At 42.3% G+C, this 19,431-nt stretch carries 19 protein-coding genes; all 19 read left to right on the top strand.

Annotation, left to right across the window (positions count from 1 at the left end):
* Positions 1 to 151 precede the first annotated feature (151 nt).
* The 19 genes from ABDB91_RS08815 (at position 152) to ABDB91_RS08725 (ending at position 19,376) form a co-directional block, all read left to right on the top strand.
* Entirely contained in the window at positions 152 to 700 is a 549-nt protein-coding gene (locus ABDB91_RS08815) for a hypothetical protein (RefSeq protein WP_347491227.1), read from the top strand.
* Positions 701 to 734: 34 nt separating this feature from the next.
* Positions 735 to 1,292: a hypothetical protein gene (locus tag ABDB91_RS08810; RefSeq protein ID WP_347491226.1), complete on the top strand. Its 558-nt coding sequence runs from the start codon at positions 735 to 737 to the stop codon at positions 1,290 to 1,292.
* Positions 1,293 to 1,325: 33 nt separating this feature from the next.
* Positions 1,326 to 1,781 carry an HNH endonuclease gene (locus ABDB91_RS08805; protein ID WP_347491225.1) on the top strand — a complete coding sequence of 152 codons (456 nt, stop codon included), beginning with the start codon at positions 1,326 to 1,328 and terminating at the stop codon, positions 1,779 to 1,781.
* A gap of 564 nt (positions 1,782 to 2,345) precedes the next feature.
* Positions 2,346 to 2,720, top strand: coding sequence for a hypothetical protein (locus ABDB91_RS08800; RefSeq protein ID WP_347488134.1), 375 nt, complete (start codon positions 2,346 to 2,348; stop codon positions 2,718 to 2,720).
* Positions 2,714 to 3,067, top strand: a complete 354-nt coding sequence (gene tnpB / locus ABDB91_RS08795; protein ID WP_347488133.1) for an IS66 family insertion sequence element accessory protein TnpB — start codon at positions 2,714 to 2,716, stop codon at positions 3,065 to 3,067. The genes ABDB91_RS08800 and tnpB overlap by 7 nt, the downstream gene beginning before the upstream one ends.
* Before the next feature lie 68 nt (positions 3,068 to 3,135).
* On the top strand, positions 3,136 to 4,761 hold the full coding sequence (locus ABDB91_RS08790) for an IS66 family transposase (protein WP_347488132.1): 1,626 nt from the start codon (positions 3,136 to 3,138) through the stop codon (positions 4,759 to 4,761).
* A complete protein-coding gene (locus ABDB91_RS08785; RefSeq protein ID WP_347488131.1) occupies positions 4,745 to 5,026 on the top strand; it encodes a hypothetical protein in 282 nt (93 codons plus the stop codon). Before ABDB91_RS08790 ends, ABDB91_RS08785 begins: the two co-directional genes overlap by 17 nt.
* A 79-nt stretch (positions 5,027 to 5,105) precedes the next feature.
* Positions 5,106 to 5,378 (top strand): type II toxin-antitoxin system prevent-host-death family antitoxin, encoded by a 273-nt coding sequence (locus ABDB91_RS08780; protein ID WP_347491224.1) that lies wholly within the window; start codon positions 5,106 to 5,108, stop codon positions 5,376 to 5,378.
* Positions 5,365 to 5,679, top strand: a complete 315-nt coding sequence (locus tag ABDB91_RS08775) for a type II toxin-antitoxin system RelE/ParE family toxin (RefSeq protein ID WP_347491223.1) — start codon at positions 5,365 to 5,367, stop codon at positions 5,677 to 5,679. The genes ABDB91_RS08780 and ABDB91_RS08775 overlap by 14 nt, the downstream gene beginning before the upstream one ends.
* A 390-nt stretch (positions 5,680 to 6,069) precedes the next feature.
* Positions 6,070 to 7,020, top strand: coding sequence for a methyl-accepting chemotaxis protein (locus tag ABDB91_RS08770; protein WP_347491222.1), 951 nt, complete (start codon positions 6,070 to 6,072; stop codon positions 7,018 to 7,020).
* Positions 7,021 to 7,442: 422 nt separating this feature from the next.
* Complete coding sequence (locus ABDB91_RS08765; protein WP_347491221.1) at positions 7,443 to 8,603, top strand: hypothetical protein; 1,161 nt, start codon at positions 7,443 to 7,445, stop codon at positions 8,601 to 8,603.
* 136 nt (positions 8,604 to 8,739) lie between these two features.
* On the top strand, positions 8,740 to 10,665 hold the full coding sequence (locus ABDB91_RS08760) for a sigma 54-interacting transcriptional regulator (RefSeq protein WP_347491220.1): 1,926 nt from the start codon (positions 8,740 to 8,742) through the stop codon (positions 10,663 to 10,665).
* 248 nt (positions 10,666 to 10,913) lie between these two features.
* The gene (locus ABDB91_RS08755; RefSeq protein WP_347491219.1) at positions 10,914 to 12,011 is read left to right on the top strand and encodes a TRAP transporter substrate-binding protein; all 1,098 of its coding nucleotides are present in this window, start codon (positions 10,914 to 10,916) and stop codon (positions 12,009 to 12,011) included.
* Positions 12,012 to 12,078: 67 nt separating this feature from the next.
* Complete coding sequence (locus ABDB91_RS08750; RefSeq protein ID WP_347491218.1) at positions 12,079 to 12,597, top strand: TRAP transporter small permease subunit; 519 nt, start codon at positions 12,079 to 12,081, stop codon at positions 12,595 to 12,597.
* Entirely contained in the window at positions 12,597 to 13,907 is a 1,311-nt protein-coding gene (locus ABDB91_RS08745) for a TRAP transporter large permease subunit (RefSeq protein WP_347491217.1), read from the top strand. Before ABDB91_RS08750 ends, ABDB91_RS08745 begins: the two co-directional genes overlap by 1 nt.
* Before the next feature lie 24 nt (positions 13,908 to 13,931).
* Positions 13,932 to 14,852 carry a CoA-transferase gene (locus ABDB91_RS08740; protein ID WP_347491216.1) on the top strand — a complete coding sequence of 307 codons (921 nt, stop codon included), beginning with the start codon at positions 13,932 to 13,934 and terminating at the stop codon, positions 14,850 to 14,852.
* A gap of 16 nt (positions 14,853 to 14,868) precedes the next feature.
* Positions 14,869 to 15,720 carry a CoA-transferase gene (locus ABDB91_RS08735; RefSeq protein ID WP_347491215.1) on the top strand — a complete coding sequence of 284 codons (852 nt, stop codon included), beginning with the start codon at positions 14,869 to 14,871 and terminating at the stop codon, positions 15,718 to 15,720.
* Positions 15,721 to 16,022: 302 nt separating this feature from the next.
* Entirely contained in the window at positions 16,023 to 17,861 is a 1,839-nt protein-coding gene (locus ABDB91_RS08730; RefSeq protein WP_347491214.1) for an acyl-CoA dehydrogenase, read from the top strand.
* 168 nt (positions 17,862 to 18,029) lie between these two features.
* Positions 18,030 to 19,376, top strand: coding sequence for an acetyl-CoA hydrolase/transferase C-terminal domain-containing protein (locus ABDB91_RS08725; RefSeq protein ID WP_347491213.1), 1,347 nt, complete (start codon positions 18,030 to 18,032; stop codon positions 19,374 to 19,376).
* The last annotated feature ends 55 nt before the right edge of the window (positions 19,377 to 19,431 follow it).

Below are 19,431 nucleotides of genomic sequence, written 5' to 3'. Positions count from 1 at the left end.
TGATGACTAAGTGGCGGCAGGAGCTGGCTATGCGGCAGTTTCTGCCAGTGATATAAACGTTGGTAATAATAAAATCCTCAGACATGATAAAAGCGAATGAAGAATTCGGATTCCAGTTATGTCTATAACAAGCAGTTGGAGGAATTAAGCCATGCCAGTTATCAACGAGTTTAGAGACTTAGTTAATACGCCAAAAATCAAGACAAAATTGATTACGAATAAGAGTATGTGGTTACAGCTTTGTACTTCTATGGATGTTATCAGTGATACGGAATTAGCCATAGATGCTTATCAAGCAAATGATTATAAAGATGACGGAATGTTGTATTTAGCGATTTACGGTTTGTTACAAGCTTTATTTTTGCAACAAGATGCGGCAGTTAATTTATGTGAAGTTTTAAATATAAAAATAAACATCTGGGAATATGAAAAACTGAGAGAGATAAGAACAATAAGAAATAACTCTGTTGGACACCCAACGAAAATAAATGCAACAAAGGCAAAACCAATAACTTATGCCTTTGTATCACGAATTACAATGGCCCAATATGGATTTCAATTAATAACAGAAAATGCTAATGAGAAAGCTGTTTTTACAAATATTAATATTTCTCAATTAATTGAAGAACAAAATGTATATATAAAAGAAATAATTAAAATAGCTACAAATAAGCTTAGAAACGAATATGCAGTAGGATAAATTCAGTAATACTTAATGATAGGTGGGTAATGTGATGGATTTTAACGGGATTGCAGAAAAATACGTTCAAACTATAAAGGCTATTTTATTATGCGGGGATAATAAATGCTTTGAACCTGCTTTAAGGCTGCTTTACTCTGCTATAGATTCTCTTTCATGGCTATATTCTGAACAGATGGATTTAAAAAAAAGGGAAGTCAAAAAAGAGTATGAAAAATGGGTCAATGATTTTCTTATTCCTAAGATGAAAAAACACGACTATGAGTGTACAGCAACAGAATTATATTTAGCAAGGTGTAGTCAATTGCACACTTTTTCGGCTATTGCAAAAAAACAAAATAATACAAGAGTAGTTGCTTATGTAGTGGGAGATAAAGAAATCCTGAATAAAAGTATTCAAAGCTTACCGGAAATTGAGAAGATATCTGAAGGAACAAAGTTTGTTATTATACATATTGGCGATTTAGTAAGTAGTTTTATGGATGGAACACATGAATTTTTTAAACTGATTGAAAATAATAAAGAATTATTGGACAAAGCCATAATAAAAGCAGATTCTTATTATGTACCGATAGATCGATACATTGTTTGAATAGATTTATAGTGATTCTAGTAGAAAATTATCATGGCACATAAAAATATTTTTGAAAGACAATCAAAGGTTGAATTGTTACTGGACGAAGGAGAATTAACTTATTCTGAAATTAAGAAACAACTTTCTATGGAGTTTAATTGTTCCAAAAGTGCCATACATGCAGACGTTATATATTTTCGTACTAGGGGCTTATCTGAAACTATTTTTCAGAATAAAAGTATTCGTAAATTTATACGTGAAAGAGATTGTTACACTTGTCAATACTGTGGGGTTATAACAAAAATCAATGGTATTGTTGAGCATATAATTCCTGCATATGAAAGGGGTGTTGCTAAGCCATATAACCTGGTTTATGCTTGCCAAAAATGTAACACTTTGAAACGAAGACAAGTTTGGATTCCTATGAATTTCGATATTATTACAAAAAATAATCCTGAATGGAAAGAAAAAGTATTATTAGGAGCATTAAAGGATTTTAGAAAATAAAAAAACCCGATAACAAAGAGTTACAGATTCAGCGACGGTTTGAAATGGATCTAATAATTCCAGCGCTCTGACCTAAACCATTCCATTTAGCATAAGAGCTATGCAAGGGTTGAACGGCTTTGCAACTTAAAGCAAAAGGATTACAAAATATGATGTTGATAATGATGAGCCAGATTTCTATCATGTGATAGGACGAAAGCCGCATGATAGAAGAAATTTTCTGATAGAACTACATTAGTTGATTGATAAACTTCGTATAATCCATATAATATGCTAAAAATAGGCAATGCAAGTTGCATCTTTTTTGACCTAACTTTCCAAGTTATAAGCTACATTTTTGTTGGTAGTAAACCAATGAAGATGTAGCTTTTTCATATACAGTTTGGCTTGATAACCTAAAGAAATTAGTGTATAATATCTTTAGGTTGTAAGCGTCAAATCTAACGACACCTACCTTCCCCGCCCTTTCTGTGAGAGAGTATAGTAGCGAGAGTATCCTGAGAGAACGCGAGATATTGCGAGAGCTCTCAATAGTTTTTAATACTGCCTCGCAGGAGGATTACAATGGAACTGCAAAAAGTAAAACATGAGCTTAAAGTGGAGGAATGGCGCAGGCTTATCTATGAATGTCGGACCAGCGGCCAAACAATTTGCACCTGGTGCAAAGAGCGCCATATCTCCCCGCAGACCTATTACCGATGGCAGCGTGCGGTTTGGGACGCAGGGACACAAAACCTTCTTGCAGAGTCAAATCAGCAACCGATCATGACGCGGGCTGAAACAGCTGTATTTACCGAGTGCCGGATACCGGCCCCGGTTCAGAGCGTGCCAGCGGCGGTCGTCACCCTTCATTTTGGTAACGTCACACTGGAATTTCAAAACGGTGTGCACTCAGAAACCGTGGAAACGATCCTCAGAGCGGTGAAGGCGCTGTGTTAGATGTCACACGCGCTGCGCACGTGTATCTGGCCTGCGGCTACACAGACCTGCGCCGGGGTATTGACGGGCTGGCCGCTATGGTTCAGCAGCGCTTTCAGCTTGACCCCTTCTCCGACAGTCTGTTTCTGTTCTGCGGCCGGCGAACTGATCGGATTAAAGCGCTCTACTGGGAGAGAAACGGATTCGTACTTCTGTATAAGCGGTTGGAAAGCGGGCGTTTCCAATGGCCGAGAACCCCGGAAGACGTCCGGGCACTCACGGAACAGCAATTCCGCTGGCTCATGGAAGGGCTCTCCATTGACCAACCTAAAGCCCTGCGTCCGGTGAATAATTTAAGTATTGTTTAAAGCCGGGAAGCCTTGAAAATACGGGGTTTTTCATTGTTTTTCGCAGCAAAATATGGTATAATTCAAGCATGAAAAACGTGCCTGAAACCGTTAAAGACAGCGCCGAAATCGTGACGATTTCGCGCACAGAATACAATGAATATCTTGCACTAAAGACCCAAAACGCCGAATTGTCACGTCAAGTAGAATGGTTTCTGGAGCAACTGCGCCTGGCCCGGCAAAAACGTTTTGGGTCTTCGTCCGAACAGAGCCAATATGACGGCTGGGAGCAGCCGAACCTATTTAATGAAGCGGAACTCTTCGCGGACGAAGCTGTGCCGGAACCGGAGTTAACCGATGTAAAACCCCACGTTCGCAAGAAGCGACGGGAAACGAAGGACAGCCTGCCTGAGAACCTGCCCGTCGAAACCACCGAGCATTTTCTGCCGGATCAAGAGCGCACCTGCCCGGTCTGCAACGACGAACTGCAAATTATTGGAAAGACCGTGCAGCGGAGGCTAAAAATCATTCCGGCCAGCGCGGTGATCCTGGAAGATATCTATTATACCTACGCCTGCCGAACCTGCGAAAAAACCGGCACAGAAGTCCCCGTGCTCAGAACGCCCCAAAGAAACAACGTCATCAAAGGGAGCTTTGCCTCACCGGAGGCGGTAGCGCACATCATCACGCAGAAATTTGTCATGGGAGCCCCGCTATACCGGCAAGAGAAATCTTTTCAGCGCCAGGGGATAACACTGTCGCGCCAAACGTTATCCAACTGGGTGCTGAAAAGCACTGCAGATTGGCTGGAGCCCATCTACCATGAACTGCATCGCAGGCTTTGCGCCCGGCAAGTGCTGCATGGTGATGAAACCACTCTGCAAGTGCTGCGGGAGCCGGGGAAATCCGCTCAGTCCAAGAGCTACATGTGGCTATACCGGACCAGCGGAGATACCGGACAGCCGATTATCCTGTATGAATACCAACCGGATCGAAAAGCCCGCCGCCCGGCCGAGTTTCTAAAAGGTTTCTCCGGATATTTGCATACGGACGGGTACAGCGGCTATCACAATCTGCCGGGTTCGATCACTGTGGTAGGCTGCTGGGCTCATGCCCGACGAAAATTTAATGAAGCCCTGAAAGCTCTCCCGGAAAAAGACCGGGGGGGGTCTTTAGCCCTGCGCGGAAAACGCTATTGCGACGCACTGTTTGACCTTGAAAAACAATTGGCGGCCTGCCCGACGGAAAGACGCTATGAGAAACGTCAGGAACTGGCAAAACCAATGCTTGAAGCCTTTTCGGCGTGGCTGAGAGCCCATAAAACCGCACCGAAATCCGCGATTGGCAAAGCCATCTATTACCTGCAGGAGCAGTGGTCCTGGCTAACAAATTATCTCCTGGACGGGCGGCTGGAGTTCAGCAACAACCGAGCGGAACGCAGCATCAAACCGTTTGTCATTGACCGGAAGAACTTTTTGTTTGCCAATACACCGAAAGGGGCGCAAGGCAGCGCCGTCATGTTCAGCCTCATTGAGACGGCGAAGGAAAACGGATTGGATCCCCACCGCTTTCTGAGCTATGTTTTTGACGCGGCACCTAACATGGATCTCGGCGACCCGAAACAGTTAGAGCTGCTGCTGCCCTGGAACGCGCCGGAGACGTGCAAAGTCCCGCCAGGCTTAAACGAGAGGAGTTACCATGAAAAAACGAAGTAACATTGACATGGTTCTCGATATGGTCGAAGCGTTCCTCAAAGGCAACATAAGTCGTCTGGATTTCCAACTGGATTTCCCCCATGAAGTACAACAGCGCTACCAAAAAATGGCCCGTGAAGACGAGGAATTTGCAAGATTGATTGACGATCGCCTGGTGGAAGACGGTGTTTATAAAGGCGAGCGCCTCAGCGATGAAGCATTCCGAAGACACATTCGGAAGCAGTTTCTGGATGTCGTTGACATCAGTGATGAAGGGTTCCTGTAACCGCTTAATACGAGTCGGCATTGGTCAAGGCGTCAATTGGTTTGACGCTTACTTTAGGTTAGATGAGGAGGCTGATTTTATGCCAAATATTAAATCCAGCACGGATTTAAGGAATAATTATAACGAAATTTCAACATTCTGTCATGAAAACAGAGAGCCTGTCTATATTACCAAAAACGGGCGGGGTGATTTGGCCGTTATGAGCATTGAGACATATGAAATGCTCAATGGCAAACTTGAACTTTACCGCCTGCTTGATGAGGGAAAAGCAGCCATAATAGAGGGCAGGAAGCGTCCGCTTGAAGATGTCATAAAAGACATTCGGCAGGAGATAGCTGATGGAAAGATATAGGGTTGACGTATCAGAACCTGCTGAGAATGACCTGCGCAACATTGTTCAATATATTTCCGCACAACTAGCGGCGCCCATAACTGCATTGAAAATGATGGAGATCATTGAAGAAGCCATCGGTGGGTTAGTGGTCATGCCGCAAAAATGCCCTTGCGTAGTTGATGAACGGCTTGCCATGCTAGGATATCACAAGTTGCTCGTTAAAAATTATATTGTTTTTTTCACCATAGACGAAAAATTAAAAATCGTTGATATAGAGAGAATTCTCTATGCAAGACGCAATTGGAGACATATTCTATGACGGTTGTACTTTCTTTGATTTCTAAAGACGTGCATCTATTTTGTACTAATAACACATATTTCATTTTTGCAATAAGGCCCGCAGCCCTTGAAAACATTAGGGTGGCGGGCTTTTTGTGTTTAGGGGTGGAGTTGATTTTTATGAAAAATATGACCCGAAAAAGTTAATTTTGGGCTAATACGAGCCATGAAATCTGAACTCCTATGAATGGAATTGTCGGCTTTTGCCACTTGCCGATGCAAACGCGCCGTGGCAGTTACCAAAAACTGCTATTATCTTTTTTTATCTTATCAAAAACTAAAACAACAACTGGAATATCTTTTGCTATTAATACAGGTAAATAATAGGCAAATAATAGGTAAATACAAAAAGTTAAAGGTGGTATAACATATGTTTTTTAATTTAAAGAAAAATACTGAAAAGCAACAACACTATACCACGGGTAATAATCCTGATACGGTTCGGAATGCAAAGGAATTTACCAAGTCACCACAGGTGGATAGTAAAACTGTTAATCAACAACTGTTAAATGAGTTAATAAAAGCTGCTCCTTACTTTTTTGATTTATACGGGGCCAATGTTAGCAGGGCTATTACCGCCAAGGAAAAATTTATTTTCGTGATACCTAGTAATGTATCCAAGTTAGGTGTGAAAATCGGGGATCCGGTTAGACCCGGGAGTTCCACCGACAGGGCCATGAAAGAGGGAAGAAGGGTGGCTATGCTAATTCCGTCTTCATTGTACGGCCAGCCATATCTCGCCGTGGCTATACCAATCAAAAATCCCGGGGGCGAAGTTATTGGTTCAATGGTAACCATAACTTTAACCATTCGGCAAGAAAAGCTCGAAAAGATGTCTGCTGAATTAAACGATGCGATTAAGGGAATTGTCGGTAATACAACAAATATGGTGGCGGCCTCGCAGCAGTTAGCGGCCGGTGCCTCAGAACTGGCTGAGAATACTGATATAATTAACAAGGAAGCTATAAACATGGATGATATTTTGGAACTGCTTGATGAGGTAACAAAACAAACACACTTATTGGGTTTAAACGCAGCCATAGAAGCAGCCAGAGCGGGAGATATGGGCAAGGGGTTCAATGTAGTGGCAGAGGAGATCAGGAAATTGGCGGCCAAAACATCTGGTTCATTAAAGGAAATAAATAATAAACTAAAGAGCATACAAGAAAAGATTGATCTTTTATCCAGCCACTCGGAAGAAATCTTAACAGTTTCAGAGTCTCATGTGGAATCAATTGAAAGCATAAATAGATCATTGCATAACATACAGAAAACCGCCAAGGAATTAAGTGACGTGGCCAAGGATTATGATGTGAACTAAAATCTGAGCACAACCTTGGATACCTTCAATTATAGAAGAGTGGATGGAAACTGGAAATTGGTTGAAAAATGAAACCTTAAATGTAGCTTTTTGCATCAATAAATGTTTCAATATTTTCAATAGCCTGTATATTAAAAGTAATGCTACCTAAAATATGCAATACATAAAACATGGAGAAAATAATGAAAGCAGTTACCATAAGGAAAATGCAACCAAAAAATAATTTCCATTTATTAAGGTTCAGGACTATACTGTGCGCAAGCGTGGCATTTGTTTATCTGATTAGTGCGTTTATTGATCTATCTTTTAAGAACGATATATTAAGCATTATTTGTTTAACCTGCCTAACGGTCTGTCTCCCATTTATAAAGGGTAATGCCCGGGTAGTAGCTTCAGTATTGTTTTTAGTCGGGGCTGGTATTATGGCATCCAACGGGGCTGGTTTGGCAATTTGGAAAACAGGCTTAATTAATAATTGTAATTTGATTGCATTGCTATTGCTGGTGCCAGTCTTTGGTATGCCCCTTAAATACGGCGATTATTACGGTGTGCTGGATTCATTAGCAAGCCGGTATATGAACGGTTGGCACCGGATCTATTGGGTTCCCGCACTACTCACTCATTTTTTTGGAGCGTTGATGAACATGGGTGCAATGCCTGTTGTATACCAGTTAATTGTGCGCGGCAAATTGCCACAGGTATTTAATTCCGTTCCTGCGTCCATTCTGAAAGGTTTTTCTTCTTCTATCTACTGGTCACCCAATATGGTTTCGGTTGGTGTTGTAACTTATTACCTGGGACTTTCCTGGACGGAATTTGCCCGTTACGGTATTTTCCTGACCATTTTTAGCCTGCTGGTGGGCTGGTTGGTACATATTCTTTTCTATAATAAAAGTAACGGCATCACGACAGATAATTCTTCCAGGGGCAATGATATAGACACTAAAAAATTATTAGAGCTGATCATCTTCTGTATAACCTTTATCGGCATCATAATTTACATTGCTACTCGGACATCGATACCCGTACTGGATGCCGTGCCTTTGCTGGCGTTTGTATATCCCATGTTATGGTTGAGCATGCTGGGTCGGGTGAAAGCAATACCTAAAGCTTACCTGGACTACGGGGATAATATTTTGCCCAGGTTCACTTCGGAAATAATTATTTTCATGGGAGCGGGGTTTTTGGCCACAGCGCTTTTAAGTTCCGATGCCGGAGATAAAATGTCCATGTTTATAAGTGGGATCGGTTTTCACAATGAGTATTTTTTATGTTTGGGCATACTGGCGTCCATAGTATTTTTAGCTGTTTTAGGGGTTACCCCTATGGTAACTGTGATGGCCTACTGTGCTTCATTAAAGCCTGACATGTTGGGCCTCACCCCAATCCAGCTCGCCCTGGTACTGGTGGGTGGATGGGCCACCAGCGTGATTATATCACCGTTTACGGGTGTTACTTTAATTATGTCCGGACTAGCGCAAAAGTCATCATTTGAAATAGCACGTGCCAACTGGTTGTTTACTGGAATAATGGCACTGTTAATTGCGGCATTACCCTTATTGTTAAATATTTTTTATAGTTAGAATAAGTCTGATTTATCTAATATTGTCCCAGCAATTACTTAATGCTAGAATTATAGAAAGTTTAGAAAAATTAAAAAAACGTCAACATCTAAATTAATGTTATCTATAATTTAAAAACTGGGGGGATTTTATCTTTATGAAGGATATCAAAATAGGGGTGGTTTCCACTTATCCGGAAATGTCCGAGCTAATAACCAGAGCAGCGAATGAAATGGGGCTTGATTTAGAGGTCAGGGAGGGAATTCTAGAGGAAGGGGTATCCATTGCCTACCAATTTGAACATGAAGGTGTAGATGTGATTATTAGTCGGGGAGTAACGGGTAAAAAAATTAAAAAAGCACTATCCTTACCTGTTGTTCTAATAGAAATAACTTCATTTGATATATTGCAAGCTTTGTACATCGCCAAAGGTATAGGACGCAAAATTGCTTTTCTAGGCCATATGACTCAAGATTTTAGTTCAGAATTTAAAACCATAACTAATATACTGGACATACAAGTAGATTGCTATCCTTACACCAACATATACGAGATGGATGAGCAGATGGCAATAATATTAAAGTCGGATATCGAGGTAGTGGTTAGCACCGGTTTATGTGTTTACGAAATGGCTAAAAGATCCGGTGTAAACGCCGTATTGGTGCAATCCGGCAACGATGCCATTAATGGATCTATTAGACATGCCTTGGAATTAGTACAGAGTATACGCCAGGACCAAGAACGTTCCAAACGTTATAAGGCAGTATTAGCATCAACCAACGACGGTGTGTTGATAATGGATGAGCATAAGCGTATTGTCTTTATGAATAATGCCGCCGAAAGCCTTTTAGAGATGGATGCCCGCACTGTTGTGGGACGTCATTTGAATAACATAAGAGAATCTGTTGTGTTAGGCCTTTTGTGTAATGGGGATAAAAATAATGCAGAGGTTTTTAAAGAAGTGGGACGTAAACAATTTTGGATAAACAGCATGCCCATATTTTTAGAAAACAAAGCAAGGGGTACTGTTACAATATTCCAAGGTGCAGATAGAATTCAGGTATTGGAGCAAAATCTAAGACGGCAGTTATTTAAAAAAGGACTTTTTGCCAAGCATACCTTTGAAGATCTTATTGGCAACAGCAATCAACTTTTACAAACTATAGCCAGAGCTAAAAAATATTCTAACGTTAACGCTACCGTTCTGATATACGGGGAGAGCGGCACGGGCAAAGAATTATTTGCCCAAAGCATTCATAATGCCAGTGCCAGGCGAGACGGTCCTTTTGTAGCTGTAAACTGCGCCGCTTTGCCTGAAAATTTATTGGAAAGCGAGTTATTTGGCTACGAGGAAGGTGCCTTTACAGGAGCTAAAAAAGGTGGTAAAACAGGATTATTTGAGATGGCGCATGGGGGTACCATATTCCTTGACGAAATTGGCGAAATGACTTTACCTGTCCAGGCCCGCCTGTTGCGTGTTTTGCAAGAGCGGGAAATTATGCGGCTGGGCAGCGATAGAGTTATCCCAGTGGATGTTAGAATTATTTCTGCCACCAACTACGAATTGAGCTTAGCAGTTAAAGGGGGTACGTTTCGAAGCGATCTGTTCCACCGCCTGGAGGTATTAAATCTGGATATACCTCCACTGCGCAAAAGGAAGGACGATATAGAACAACTGGCGGAATTTTTGGTTGAACAGTTTAGTTATGAAGAGAAAAAACAAGTATCGCCTTTAACTACAATGGCTATAGAAAAATTAAAAAAGTATGATTGGCCAGGCAACGTCAGAGAGCTGCAAAACGTAATACAAAAATATATACTTTTAATGGAGGGAAATCAAAGCGCAGAAGAGCTGATCATCCAGTTAATCAATGAAAAAATTAAAAAAACCTATGCTGCCCCATCGGGGGATGAAAATAACATTACCATAAAGATAGGAAAAATGGAAGATATGGAACGGGATATTCTTGAATACTTGCTTTCCACCGGTGCCAGCATTAAAGAAATTTCTCAAATTACCGGTACCCACCGCACTACTTTATGGAGAAAATTAAAAGATATAGATGAGACTGTGTTTCGATAGACAACTTTATATGTTGCAAATTGCAATATTTTTTATCAATATCAGATTATTTGCAAGATTAAATCAACCCTTTGTTTAAGTTTTCTGAGGATTTTTGTAAATATAAAAATTTAAAAATAATGGCATGATAATTGCTTTTATTCTTCGGGTAAGTACTATAATTCGGGCAGGGGGAGGAGGTCAATAGGGTACTTTATTTGGTTGAATTGATCAAGAAAAATTTTTATTAGTAAAGGAGGCCTAAGTAAGTGCATAAAAGATTAATGCTTGCAATTATCGTATTGATGGTGGCTGCCCTGTTCACAACAGGTTGCGGTGGTTCCAATGAAAATGTCGACGGTGATAAGGCAACCGGCAAAACCTATACCCTTAATTTAAATTGCCCTTATCCTCCGCCTGCATATGAGTGGGAATCAAAGTATATAGCCCATGAAAAATTTGCAGAGCGCGTTAAAGAAGCCACGAACGGGCAGGTAAATATTAAAATTTATTATAATAGCCAGTTGTCTTCCACTGAGCAGGCCTTGGATTCATTAAAGAGGGGCGTTAGCGATATGGAAAGCTCAACTTCTTATTGGGGAGGAACTGTTCCCGAATCCGATGTTATCTGGCTGCCCTTCTGGAGTAAAGGTCACAAACATGCCATACACGTGATGCGTGAAACTAAGATCGGCGATATGTTTGAAGAGGCTTATCATAAACAGGGAGCAAAATTATTATTTTACTGGCCGGTTAGCATTGAAGGCCTAATTTCTACTGAACCAATTAAAACATTTGACGACATGAAAGGCACCAAATTGCGCATGGGGTCTACCATGTGGCCAACCTGGTTCAAGGAAATGGGAGTTACACCCATCAATGTTGCGCCCTCCGAGCAATATGAAGCTATGATGAGGGGCACTATGGACGGAACTATTTATGTGTTATACAGCATTGATACTTATAAATTTTACGAGGTGGCAAAGCATTTAACTTTGCCAGGATTTATCGACCCATTCCTGTGCTATGTTTTAGTTAACGAAGAAGCATGGAATAAGTTACCGGAGGAATATCAGAAGGCTATTGAAGAAATAGCGATGGAAATCGAAAAGGAAGCCATTCAAGGTTCCGAAAGACTCACCGATTCAATATTGGATATTTGCAATGAAAAAGGTGTAACAGTAACTAAGCTAAAGAAAGAGGAATTCGAGAAATTTAGAGCATCAGCCACGCCTCTATGGAATGAGTACGCTGCCAGAAACGCAACTACCGCGGAAATGGTCAAGATCTTAAAAGAAGACCTTGAACAGTGGGAAACCGAAAATCCCGAATCGAAAGCATGGGAAGAAAGATGGCTGGCCCAATAGTAAATGCAAGTCCGCATGAAGAGACAGGGTTTCGGCCCTGTCTCTTCACAAAAGAGGAGGAAAGCTAATGAACCTTTTTGCAAAAATGATCTCCGAAATAAACCATTGTGCTATGTGGATATGCGGTGCCTTAATTTTATTTATGGGTTTCTTGATTACCGTTGATGTAATTTTGCGTTCCACAATAAACTATTCGGTCCAGTGGGCTTTTGCTCTTAACTGTTATATAAGTTCTACAGTTGCCTTATTGGCCGGGGGGTATGCATTACTGGAAAAACAACATGTGAGAGTGGATATTTTCTATAATAAATTTTCCCCTAGAATAAGAGGCATTGTTGATCTTTGCACTTCTTCACTGACATATCTTCTTTGTGGGGTTTTTATGTGGACTGGTGGTGTTTTATGCATTGAATCTTTTACTGCAGGCTCCATGACTGGTGGTGTTATTAACATACCCTCTTACATTCCCCAAATGCTCATACCATTAGGGGGGCTATTGCTGGGCTTGCAGGCGTTAACTGCATCGCACAATGATATCAAACTCGCTTTGGGTATAGAAACAGTTGACAAGGAGGGCTCATCATAATGGAACCGTCTATACTAGCGCTTATTCTGGCAGGCTCGTTGTTGCTGGTTATGGGCTTAGGTCTGCCAGTTGCATTTTCTCTGGGGGGTCTTTCATTAGCCATTGGCTTTTTTATATGGGGAGGCACCGGTGGTTTTTATGCGGTTGTTCTAGGGGCACTGGGCAAGTCCGCCAGTTTTACTCTGACTGCAATACCTCTTTTTTTGATGATGGCGGCTGTTTTACGCTTTACCGGGATGGCTGATGACATGTATGAAATGATCAATCGCTGGATGGGTAAGATAAAAGGCGGGCTGGCTCTAGGGACAGTGGTTATTTCTTCTATTTTCGCGGCTATGGTAGGTATCAGCACGGTGGCTACCGCTACCCTGGGTTTGACCGCAATGCCGGCGATGTTTAAAAGGGGATACAATAGAAAATTGGTGGCCGGGGCAATCTGCGCCGGCGGTGCCTTGGGCATCATTATACCGCCCAGCGTAATTATGATCATTTATGCCGCTGAAGCCGAAGTATCGGCTGGTCAGATGTTTTTTGGCGGTGTCATTCCCGGTATTATCATGGCCATATTATTTATGATATATATCGCTTTATTGTGCATAAAATACCCCTCTTACGGGCCACCGGTGGAAGAAAACTTTACTTTGTCGCAAAAGATGGAATCGCTTAGAGCAGTAATGCTGCCGATGTTTATTATTTTACTGGTACTGGGCGTCATCTATACCGGTATTGCCACAACAACCGAAGCAGCGGCCATTGGCCTGGTGGGTTCGATAATATGCGCTGCTATCAAGCGGGCAATAGATCTGGAGAATATTAAAAAGATGATGGTTATGGGCGTTGGGGTTAACGCCATGGTCTTTTGGATTATCCTTGGTGCCGTTGCTTATTCGAGGCTTGTCACCATGACCGGCGTTGGAGAATGGTTCAGCGGGCTAGTCACGGGTATGGATGTAAACAGATGGATAATCTTATTGGGTATGCAGGCGATATTCTTTGTGCTGGGCATGTTTTTAGACCCTGCCGGCATTATATTGATCACCGGGCCCTTTTTCCTGCCTGTTGTGGGTGCTCTTGGCTTTGACCCCCTCTGGTATGGCGTAATGTTTGTGGTTAACATATGCATGGCTTATATTACACCTCCTTTTGGATTCAACTTATTTGTGATCAGAGCGGTTGCTCCCGCAGGGTTAACCATAGGCGAGGTTTATGCAGCTATCTGGCCGTTTGTCGCTCTTATGGCCCTTACCCTGCTAATAATTGCTCTATTCCCGCAAACTGTTACCTGGTTGCCTAGTCTACTTATCAAATAATTATTATACTTGGGGGGGACAAAATTGTCAGTCAATAAAGTGACATCTCTGGCAAAAGCGGTTCAGGGGCTTGTCCGTGACCATGATACAGTTGCCCTCGGGGGCATACTTGCTCGTGAACCGGTAGCCTGCAGTTATGAACTGATTAGACAAAACAAAAAAGACCTGACTCTTATAGTCGACAGCCATGACGAATCGGTCGAGCTGCTCCTGGGAGCCGGCCTGGTTAAAAAAGTTGAGTCAGCTTATGTATGGATAGGTGTAATTGGCAGCGGGCTTAACTTTAGAAGAGCCGTTGAAAAGGGAATCCCCAGGCATGTAGAGGTCGAAGACTATACCAACTTAGCCATAGGTATGCGCTTTTTAGCCGGAGCTTTAGGCGTACCTTTTCTCCCCGTGCTGTCCATGTCCGGATCAGATATCCCCAAATATAATGACAAAATTATACGCATGCAGGATCCGTACAAAGGTCAGGCGGTTAATCTTGTGCCAGCCGCTGAGCCTGATGTTGCCTTTATACATGTGCAGCGGGCGGATAAAATGGGCAATGCCCAGATTTGGGGTATGCTGGCCAACGATGTAAATATAGCCCGGGCGGCTAAAAAAGTTATTCTTACCTGTGAGGAAATTATTCCAACGTCTGAAATCAGGAAGATACCCAATATGACCCAAATACCTCATTATTGTGTAGACGCAGTTGTGGAAATGCCTTTTGGAGCACACCCACTTGGGGTGGCGGGGTATTATTGGCTGGATATGCCCTTTAGAAAAATTTGGTTAAATGCATCAAAAACTCAGGAAGGTTTTAACACCTGGATAGAGGAATGGGTATTGAGCTGGGATACATTTGAAGAATACTTACAGAAGTTAGGTTCAGACAGATTGGCAAAGCTGCGGAAATTGGAAAGAGACAACTATCAAATTCCCAGAATTGAGACTTATTAAGGGGGTTTTTGTGCAAATGAATTATACTACACAAGAATTTATGGTTTCCGCTTGCTCCCGCTTAATAAACGATAATGAATGTGTTTTTATAGGTGTTGGTATTCCTTTATTGGCCGGAGTGGTGGCAAGTAAGATTCACGCACCCAATTCGGTGCTGATTTACGAAGCCGGAGGAGTAGGGTCTAACAGCCGCAGACTGCCCTGGAGTATTTCAGATAATGCTACTACTGACAATGCTCTTATGGCCACTGAATTATGGAGAGTGCTTGGCGATGTTCAGCGTGGTTTTGTTGATGTAGCTGTTATTGGGGGAGCCCAAATAGATAAATACGGTAATTTAAACACCACTGCAATAATAGGTGATGGTAAGACATACCAACACCCAACTATAAGATTACCAGGTTCAGGCGGTGGCAATGACCTGGCTTCTTCAGCTAAAAGGGTACTTATTATCATGCGTATGGAGAATAGAAAATTTGTAGAAAAATTGGACTACATAACAAGTCCCGGATTTATTGCCGGCCCCGGGGAAAGGAAAAAAGTTGGTCTAAAAGGCGGGGGGCCGCAAGCTGTAATAACTAATAAATGTATCTTTAGATTCGATTCTTTAACCAAGGAAATGTACTTGGATGAATTGTTTCCCGGGGTTACAGTTAATGAGATTAAAGCAGTTGTGGGATGGGATTTAAAGGTAGGATCCAATTTAAAACAAGTCGCTCCGCCTACTAAAGAAGAAATTGAAATAATGCACAGAATAGATCCGTTAGGCGTGGTTTTAGGAAGTAAAAGCAGGCAAGAAGAACAGTCTTTTGAGGATTATTATCGAATAATGAAAGAATGTTACGAATCCATAGCTTTATTGATATAAATTTGAATACCTTCCGGGCGAAACCACCTGTTGTGGGTGGTCTTTTTTTTCTTACCGTGCAATACTTCAAGTTTTAATAAGCAACTTTTTTGTTGCATATTGAAACCGTGATTATAGATGAAAAACTTCAAAGCTTTTTTATGGTTTGATAACTATATTGTCTTTACTGAGTTTACGGCTTTTTTAAAATTAAAATGAATAGTTGTTGGAACATTGGCACATATTTTGCTCTTTTTAAAAATTATAAAAATTGTGCAACTATTAATACATCAATTTCATTATCGAACCAGGGAGGTTTAATCATGGCGGAATTTATTTATGATATCCGGGATCTTAAGTTTATCTTGGACGAATGGCTGGACATGGAGGAAGTGTTTAATCTAGATAGGTTTAAAGAGAATTATGAATTAAATGATGTAGATTTTATCTTAAATGAAGTTTATAAAATTGCCAGAGAAGTAATAGCGCCTATTAATAAAGAAGGTGACGAAACAGGTATTAAATTTGAAAATGGTCGTGTTAATTTGCCGGCGCCGTACATACAGGCATTTAAATTTTTGCAAGAGAACGGTTGGGGATCAGCCAACGAATCGTTGGGATCAGACACCTTGATGCCGTTAACATTATACCGTGCCTATAATGAGATGATTATGGCGGCCAGCCCGGCGCTTTCGTCCTATATCAAGCTGACCACTGGTGCAGCTAATTTAATTCATCGGTTTGGCACTGATAAAGACCGGGAAATGTTCATCGAAAACATGCTAAACGGTATGTGGAGCGGCACTATGTGTCTGACTGAGCCAAATGCCGGCTCTGACGTGGGGGATTCCACCACCAGGGCCTATCCAACTGATGATCCGAGGATATACAAAATTAAGGGCACTAAAATGTTTATTACCGGTGGGGAAGTTGATTTGAGCGAAAACATTATTCATATGATACTAGCCCGACCCGAAGGTGGTGCTCCGGGATCAAAAGGTTTAGGGCTGTATATTGTGCCCAAGATATGGGTCAATGACGACGGAAGCCTCAGCGACCCCAACGATGTTATTTGCACCGGCGTTGAGCATAAGATGGGGCTCAAGGCATCCGCCACAGCCATGTTGAATTTTGGTGAGAATGACAACTGCCGCGGAATACTGGTGGGCAGCCCACCGGATAGCGAGGGTGCTTCCAAGGGCCTGGCCATGATGTTTCATATGATGAATGAATCCCGTATTGGTACGGGCCATAACGCTCTGGCCCAAATGGCCGCCGCTTATTGTTATGCAGCACGTTACGCTACCGAGCGTATTCAGGGCCGACCGTTCACCAATCCCCGGATTGGCCGGGTGCCGTTGATTAAACACGAAGATATAAAACGAATGCTGCTAGAAATCAAGGCCCAGGTGGAAGCCATTCGGGCCATGATATTCAAGGGCTTTTATTACCTGGATATTGCCGAACATAGCAACGACAAAAAAAAATCCGCCCGGTGCCAGGGGCTGGCCGAGATACTAACTCCGCTAATTAAAACTTATTCCGCCGAAACTGCCTGGCAAATGATTGGTCAGGCCATTCAGGTATACGGTGGAGTTGGATATACCGAGGAATATCCTGTTTCTCAGTACGCCCGTGATGTGAAGATACTTTCCATCTGGGAGGGAACCTCATTTATCCACGCTATGGATTTGGTGGGCAGAAAAATGCGCATGAAAGACGGCCGGCCGTTTGCCGACTGGATGAATGACCGTAAAAAATTCATTAAAGAAAATAAAGAAAACCCGGATTTTACCGTAGAATTTAACAAACTGGGAAAAGCGTATAATTGCGTTGCTGAAATCAAAGATTTATGTGCCTCTTATTACGCCAACAAGGCTGAAATGGGCGAATTAATACCCCTTTACGCCCCAAGGGTGCTTATCTGCTGCGCCCAGCTGTTTGCCGGAGAGGCTATCTTGGATCAGGCGCTGTTAGCCGGCCGCAAAATAGCTGAGCTGGGGTTGGATCACCATGATTATAACTACTACATGGGTAAAATTGCAACCGCCCGGTATTTTATCAACAACATTTTGCCTAATGTATATATGCTTACCGATTTAATTAAAAATGCTGATAAATCTGCTATCCAATGCCCGGAAGAGGCGCTGGTCATAAGTTAGTAAGTTTTCTTTAACAACGCTGCCTGCAACCCCCTGCGGTTTTAACGGTGTCCGGGCCATCTATATTACCAAATTGGTAAATGAGCCCGGGTTATCGGGAAAACCTAAAAGATGCTGCAGGTGAATATAGAAAAACAATTACACGTATTGACGAGGGAGTTTTGTAACGTGAGCAATTATACAAAAGAGTATCAAGGCAAGCTGGTTACTGCCGATGAAGCGGTCAAAGCAGTTAAATCGGACGATTGGGTGGCTTACAGCCATTTTGCAACCACCCCGAGGGTACTTGATGAGGCACTGGCCCGGCGCAAAGACGAGCTAACTAACGTTAACATAAGAGGAGTTTGCTCCCTTTACCCGGTTAATGTTGCCCTGGCTGACCCGGACCAAGAACACTTTATCTACAACAGTGGATTTTTTAGCGGGGTGGATCGGAAATTACAAGACGATTACCTGTCCTTTCATATACCCGGTTTGTATGCTGAGTCACCAGTGCATATCCGATCGGGTAATTCCCCGGCCATCAATGTGGCCATGATTGTAACCACTCCTATGGATGAACAAGGCTATTTCAATTTCAGTGTATCCAGTTCATACGAGCGGGCGCTGTGTGAAACAGCTCAAATTGTCATTGTAGAAGTAAACCAAAATGCACCTCGCTGCCTGGGTGGCGATCAAGAATGTGTGCACATTTCCGAAGTTGACTATATCGTCGAGGGAAGGAACGATCCGCTGTTTGCAATACCTGTTCACCCGCCCACTGAGGTGGATAAAAAAATTGCTGCCTTAATAGTGGAGGAAATTAAAGACGGAGCCTGTTTGCAGCTGGGTATTGGCGGTATGCCCAACACCATTGGCCAAATGCTTGCCGAATCTGATTTAAAAGATCTTGGCGTACACAGTGAAATGCTGTGCGGCTCTTTTGTTGACTTATACGAAAAAGGCATTATTACCGGGGCCAGAAAAACAATAGACCGCTTTAAAATGGCGTATACCTTTGCCATGGGGGATGCCAAGTTATATGAATTTATACATAATAACCCGGCTTGTGCCATATATCCTGTGGATTACATCAATGCGCCCGAAAATATTGCCCAAAACGATAACCAAATTTCTATTAATAACGCTATTGAAATTGATTTGTACGGCCAGGTAAGCTCTGAATCAGTGGGTTCCCGGCAAATTTCCGGAACCGGCGGGCAGTTTGATTTTACCTATGGCGCTTTTCGCTCCAAGAGTGGTAAAGCATTCATTTGCTTAAGCTCTACCAGAGAAATAAGGGATAAGCAAATTTCCAGGATTGTGCCCACTATAACCAACGGCAGCGCGGTAACGGTGCCCAGATCAGTGGTCCATTATGTAGCTACCGAGTACGGTAAGGCCAATTTAAAGGGCAAACCAACCTGGCAGCGGGCGGAAATGCTGATTAATCTTGCTCACCCGAATTTTCAGGACGATTTAATTAAAGAAGCCGAAAAAATGAAGATTTGGAGCACAACAAATAAGCGGATTTAAGCGCCAAAATTAAAATTTGAATATAATCTAAAATCTTTTAAAGGGGTGTGAAATT

This window comes from Desulfoscipio sp. XC116 (assembly GCF_039851975.1).
Taxonomy (GTDB): Bacteria; Bacillota; Desulfotomaculia; order Desulfotomaculales; family Desulfallaceae; genus Sporotomaculum.
This window is presented reverse-complemented; position numbering and strand designations above follow the sequence as displayed.

Coding starts and splice junctions, on each gene's coding strand:
- ABDB91_RS08815 (WP_347491227.1), top strand. CDS start 152: ATGCCAGTTATCAACGAGTTTAGAGACTTAGTTAATACGCCAAAAATC.
- ABDB91_RS08810 (WP_347491226.1), top strand. CDS start 735: ATGGATTTTAACGGGATTGCAGAAAAATACGTTCAAACTATAAAGGCT.
- ABDB91_RS08805 (WP_347491225.1), top strand. CDS start 1,326: ATGGCACATAAAAATATTTTTGAAAGACAATCAAAGGTTGAATTGTTA.
- ABDB91_RS08800 (WP_347488134.1), top strand. CDS start 2,346: ATGGAACTGCAAAAAGTAAAACATGAGCTTAAAGTGGAGGAATGGCGC.
- ABDB91_RS08790 (WP_347488132.1), top strand. CDS start 3,136: ATGAAAAACGTGCCTGAAACCGTTAAAGACAGCGCCGAAATCGTGACG.
- ABDB91_RS08785 (WP_347488131.1), top strand. CDS start 4,745: ATGAAAAAACGAAGTAACATTGACATGGTTCTCGATATGGTCGAAGCG.
- ABDB91_RS08780 (WP_347491224.1), top strand. CDS start 5,106: ATGCCAAATATTAAATCCAGCACGGATTTAAGGAATAATTATAACGAA.
- ABDB91_RS08775 (WP_347491223.1), top strand. CDS start 5,365: ATGGAAAGATATAGGGTTGACGTATCAGAACCTGCTGAGAATGACCTG.
- ABDB91_RS08770 (WP_347491222.1), top strand. CDS start 6,070: ATGTTTTTTAATTTAAAGAAAAATACTGAAAAGCAACAACACTATACC.
- ABDB91_RS08765 (WP_347491221.1), top strand. CDS start 7,443: ATGGCATCCAACGGGGCTGGTTTGGCAATTTGGAAAACAGGCTTAATT.
- ABDB91_RS08760 (WP_347491220.1), top strand. CDS start 8,740: ATGAAGGATATCAAAATAGGGGTGGTTTCCACTTATCCGGAAATGTCC.
- ABDB91_RS08750 (WP_347491218.1), top strand. CDS start 12,079: ATGAACCTTTTTGCAAAAATGATCTCCGAAATAAACCATTGTGCTATG.
- ABDB91_RS08745 (WP_347491217.1), top strand. CDS start 12,597: ATGGAACCGTCTATACTAGCGCTTATTCTGGCAGGCTCGTTGTTGCTG.
- ABDB91_RS08735 (WP_347491215.1), top strand. CDS start 14,869: ATGAATTATACTACACAAGAATTTATGGTTTCCGCTTGCTCCCGCTTA.
- ABDB91_RS08730 (WP_347491214.1), top strand. CDS start 16,023: ATGGCGGAATTTATTTATGATATCCGGGATCTTAAGTTTATCTTGGAC.